Genomic DNA, 4,750 nt, shown 5'->3' with positions numbered 1-4,750 from the left:
AGGCGCAGCACCTCGTCGACGCGCGACGCGGGCAGCGAGTTGGCCGCCGCCATCCACTGCAGGTGTGCCTTGGCCGACCGGTTGGGGTGCACCCACTTTGCGTCGAGCAGCGCGCCGACGGTGCGCAGCGGCTGCTTCAGCTGGTGGTACGGCACCCCCTCGATCAGTGCGGTGCCCGACGTCGGCGTGTCGAGGCCCAGGATCATCCGCATGGTCGTCGACTTACCGGCACCGTTCGGGCCGAGGAAGCCGGTGACGATGCCCGGCTTCACGGAGAACGTGAGATCGTCCACCGCTTTCGTCGACCCGTAAGTCTTTGTTAATTCCCCCACTTCAATCATGAGGGCCATACTGCCCGACGACCGCGACGATCAAAAGCCGGTCGGTAGGCATGTTTGAGATTTGTGAAGCGCTCGGCTCGGATCGCCCGCCAGCGCTTCGCTAACCTCAGCACACAACAATTGTGTTGCAACGACCCCTAGAATCCGCCCTGACGGGTGTGGGGCCGTTGCTGCGTGACCGGCGTTGATGACATGTCCCGGCGGGGTGGCATGCGGGGGCCTTTCGTACCGTGACCTGGGCGGAGGGCCGTCCCGAGTGGGTTTAAGGGCTGCCGGGGGTGGTCCGGGAGTCTCGGCTACGATGCGGTTCGATAGTAAACTTACCGGCCGGTAATGTGGCTGGTATGTCTGGAGGGGAATTCTTGATGTCTCATATTCGCATGATCGCTGCTGCTCTGATTCCTGCTGCTGCGGCGGGGCTGATGGTCACTGCGGCCGGTACTGCGTCGGCCGCTTACCTGCGCTCGGGGGAGGGCTACCAGGGGATTTCGTTCGACCACAACGAGACTCGGATTCTGCGTGATCTGGGCGTCGGCAATGCGATCGACGTAGTTGTTCCGCTGGAGTGGATCGGTATGGCTGTCGGTGAGGGGTCGATCTACGACTCTCCACTGCCGTATGTGGACGCCACGGCCCAGCAGTTGATCGACGAGGCTGTCGCTCGTGGGGGATACATTCAGTTCGACGTGAGCGATCCCGCGATTTGGGGCAGTCGGTTCGACGTCATCCAGCAGTGGTGATCTGCTGAGCTGAGCAGTCGACGGCCCACACACCCGATTCGGGTGTGTGGGGGCTTTTCGTGGGCTGAGTTGGGGTGATGGCATGTCCCGGTGGGGCCGGCGGGTGGGGTGATGCCCGGTGGGCGGCGGTGTTCGAGCTTGGTGTGGGGGTTCGTCGTGTGGCTCAGTTGTGTAGGGGTGGTGGCACACTCGGAGGTAAGGGGGTGGGTACGAAGTGGGATCGTGGTTTCGTGAGACTTGGCGGGCGGCACCTCGGCAGAGTGTTGTTGCTGTATTCGTGCTGACGACGTCGTTGACCGCCACGAGTGCGGCGCAGCAGTCGTGGGGCGTGGCTGCATATGTGTTCGTCTCGTCGATGGTGTGTGGTGGTGCGGTCGTGGTGCTTGTAGCGCGGTCGAGAGTCCAGCAGCGGGGCCGCCGCGGTCGGTGAGTACCGCAGACAAGAGACCCCTACAGGCTTGGCTTCTGTTCTAGGTGTGGGGCTCTTTTGTGTCTGACCTGCGTTGATGTCATGTCCGGGGTGAGTGTCGGGAGATAGGGGACCATTGGGTATGAATCTGCAGTTTTGGGAGGTGGGGGCGTTGCTCCGGCATTTGCAGGGCTACCTGGTCAATGCTCGTCGGTTCTTCACGGGGTGGAGTGTCGCTGAGATCCCGCGAACCGAAGACTCTCGTCGCGAAGAGAGCTGAGCCGGTAAGGGTAGTTCGCGGCCCCGGCACCTTTCCTTGAGTTCTAGTGGTCGTCGCAACACTCCAGTATGGGGAGTGCGATGGTGTTCCAGATCCGGGATCGCTCGGAGAACCGGGGGCGACGGCCTCTGTCCGAGGAGTGGCGTGTCTACTTTCAGCTCATGCGGCAGGGTGTGAGCAACGCAGAGGCCTGCCGGATCGTAGGCATCAACCGCCGGACAGGTAAACGGTGGCGCAACGGGCGTGCCCCGTCAGGCAGGGCCAACGGGGCGCCACCGGTGACTGCGGTGGCGCCTCCACCTGGTCCTTCCCGCTACCTGTGTGAAGCCGACCGCATCCATATCGCGGATCGGTTGCGGGAGAAGGCCACGATCCGAGACATCGCGGCCGAGCTGGGGCGCAGCCCGTCGACGATCAGTCGGGAGATCCGCCGCAACAGGCATCCGATCAATGGCCAGTACCGGCCGCACGCAGCCCAGGCCCGCGCCGATGCCCGCCGGCCCCGTCCCAAGACCGGCAAGATCGGCCGAACCCCCGAGCTACGGGAGTTCATCCAAACCCACCTCGATAAGCGGTGGAGTCCGGAGCAGATCTGCCAAGCTCTCCAGGCAGCCTTCCCCCCGGCAACCGGAGATGCACGTGGTCCACGAGACGATCTACCAGGCCTTGTATGTCCAGGGGTGCGGCGAGCTACGCCGCGAACTGGACCAGGTTCTGCGTACTGGACGCGCTCGCCGCAAACCTCGCCGCCAGGCTCAGCAGCGTCAGCCTCGTTTCGCCACCCCGATGGTGATGATCAGCGACCGCCCCGCCGAGGTCGACGACCGGGCCGTGCCCGGCCATTGGGAAAGCGATTTGATCATCGGTAAGGACGGCGCGTCGGCCATCGGCACGCTGGTCGAACGGGCCACCCGCTACGTGATGCTGGTGCATCTTCCCCGCGGACGCAGCGCCGATCTCATGCGGGATGCCTTGGTGGAGACCGTCGCAACTCTGCCCCGCATCTGACTCGGTCGCTGACCTGGGATCAGGGCAGCGAGATGGGCGCCCACCACTCGTTCACGATCGCCACCGACATCCCCGTCTACTTCTGTGATCCCGCCAGCCCCTGGCAGCGAGGATCGAACGAGAACACAAACGGCCTACTGCGGCAATACTTCCCGAAAGGGCACTGACCTGTCCGTCCGCGGTCGAGAACACCTCGATACCATCGCCGCCGAACTCAACGACCGCCCCCGCAAAACGCTCGGCTGGGATACTCCGGCCGATCAGTTCGCCGCCCTTGTGTCCGGCAACTAGAAGCGGGCAGCCACGCTCACGGATTCGACATGACCGACGGTTCAACCGGGAAAAAGTGCGGCGCCATGGTTATCCACGTGGCGCTGGAAGTGCTGGGCGGAGCTGGCGCGTGATTGCCAGCTCCGTCCACAGACTATGTCGCTCCAGGCTTCGGCCTAGATTCCCATCGAGCGGGCGATCATCGGCCAGGAGTTGTGCAGGTCGTCCTTCCAGTAGCCCCACGAGTGGGTGCCGGTGGGCTTGAAGTCGAACGTTGCGGGGATCTTCAGCTCGGCGAGGCGGTTGGCGAGGTTGTGGGTGCAGTAGTTGGTGGCCGCCTCGATCACGCCGCCGACGACTACCCGCTCAGCCTGGGCGAGCGGCTTGCCGTCGATACCGGGGCTGTTCAACTGGTCGTGGGGGCCGGGCAGCCCCGATCCGGTGGAGACGTAGAGCTCGGTGCCGCGGAGCTTTTCGGCGTTCACGACCGGATCGTTCTGCACCCAGCCGGGCCCGTCGAGCGGGCCCCACATGTTGGTGACGTCGACGCCACCCCGGACGCCGGTGACGAGCCGGATGGCGTTCTGTCCAGCCCAGGTGCTGGTCTCGGCGCAGCCGCTGTACGAGCCGACGCTCTTGTAGAAGCCGGGCTTGGCGATCGCCAGGTTGAGCACCGAGGTGGCGGTCATCGAGATCGCAGCGACGGACTGCACCTTGTTGGTGCCGAACTCGGCGTCGATGACGGGCGGCAGTTCCTGGGTCAGGAAGGTCTGCCACTTCTGACGGCCGAGCTTCGAATCGTCCTTCTGCCAGTCGGTGTAGTAGCTGAAGGCGCCCTCGAGCGGGGTGACGACGTTGACGTTCTTGTCCTTGAAGAAGTCCATCATGTCGGCATTGCGCTGCCAGGTGGCCGAGTCCTCGCCGCCACCGGCGCCGTTGATCAGGTACAGCGTCGGGCGCGGCTGGCTGCGATCGGCGGGCAGGATGACCTCGAGGGGGATGTTGCGGTCCATCGACGGCGAATACACCGAGATGGTGACCTTGCGGTCGGAGTTCTTGGTGGACTTCGCTAGGTAGGCGCCGGAGGCGCCGAAGGTGGCGGGGGCGCCGTTGTCGGCGGACGCCGTGGCCGGCACCGCGAGCAGCGAGGCCGCGGACACGACTACCGCGGCCGCCAGAACCCGGGCGCGCCCGACCTTGGAATTCCTCATGCGAACGTCCTCCCCTTGAACCTTGAACATGCCGCGCTACACCGAATGTGCTCACGGGCGGTCATCAACTCGGCACCGAGCCTCCCCCGGGGCACAGCATTCGGACAGCACATTACCGACTGAAGAGCGGTGAATGTCCTGATTGGCGTGACAGGCCCGGGATTCACCCGCCAATTCACTCCACACCGACCGCGCGACATCGCAGGTTGAATCGCCCCGGCATGTCTGGAGACTTACGAGTTTGAGAACTCAGCGATGGGCTGAGTTCGGTGATCACGGTAGTAGAGGGCTTCATACTCGGCCGGCGGCAGGTCGCCGCAGTGTTCGTACAACCGCCGGTGATTGAACCAGTCGACCCATTCGAGGGTGGCGACTTCGACCTGGTCAACGGTCCGCCACGGGCCCTGGGCCTTGATCAGTTCGGTCTTGTAGAGGCCGTTGATCGATTCGGCGAGGGCGTTGTCGTAGCTGTTGCCGGTGGCGCCGATCGA

At 64.4% G+C, this 4,750-nt stretch carries 4 protein-coding genes and 1 pseudogene; 2 read left to right on the top strand and 3 right to left on the bottom strand.

Annotated features, from left to right (window positions below; translation table 11 throughout):
• On the bottom strand, window positions 1-341 hold a 341-nt coding region (locus AB4Z09_RS28785), incomplete at its 3' end, for an ATP-binding cassette domain-containing protein (RefSeq protein WP_442241355.1).
• A gap of 380 nt (window positions 342-721) precedes the next feature.
• On the opposite strand from AB4Z09_RS28785, the gene AB4Z09_RS28780 reads away from it, so the two are divergent.
• Together AB4Z09_RS28780 and AB4Z09_RS28775 are read left to right on the top strand one after the other, a co-directional pair.
• The gene (locus tag AB4Z09_RS28780) at window positions 722-1,081 is read left to right on the top strand and encodes a hypothetical protein (protein ID WP_147283610.1); all 360 of its coding nucleotides are present in this window, start codon (window positions 722-724) and stop codon (window positions 1,079-1,081) included.
• Window positions 1,082-1,943: 862 nt separating this feature from the next.
• Window positions 1,944-3,069, top strand: a pseudogene (locus AB4Z09_RS28775) (IS30 family transposase).
• Window positions 3,070-3,224: 155 nt separating this feature from the next.
• Here AB4Z09_RS28775 and AB4Z09_RS28770 read toward each other — a convergent pair.
• Both AB4Z09_RS28770 and AB4Z09_RS28765 read right to left on the bottom strand, forming a co-directional pair.
• On the bottom strand, window positions 3,225-4,259 hold the full coding sequence (locus AB4Z09_RS28770; protein ID WP_174910722.1) for an alpha/beta hydrolase: 1,035 nt from the start codon (window positions 4,257-4,259) through the stop codon (window positions 3,225-3,227).
• 233 nt (window positions 4,260-4,492) lie between these two features.
• Window positions 4,493-4,750: integrase core domain-containing protein (locus AB4Z09_RS28765; protein ID WP_442241354.1), on the bottom strand; the 258-nt coding region annotated here is incomplete at its 5' end.

Source organism: Rhodococcus sp. TAF43, assembly GCF_052113525.1.
GTDB lineage: Bacteria > Actinomycetota > Actinomycetes > Mycobacteriales > Mycobacteriaceae > Prescottella.
This window is presented reverse-complemented; position numbering and strand designations above follow the sequence as displayed.

Bases quoted from the DNA above. Each gene is read 5' to 3' on its own strand.
- AB4Z09_RS28780 (WP_147283610.1), top strand. From the start codon at position 722: ATGATCGCTGCTGCTCTGATTCCTGCTGCTGCGGCGGGGCTGATGGTC.
- AB4Z09_RS28770 (WP_174910722.1), bottom strand. From the start codon at position 4,259: ATGAGGAATTCCAAGGTCGGGCGCGCCCGGGTTCTGGCGGCCGCGGTA.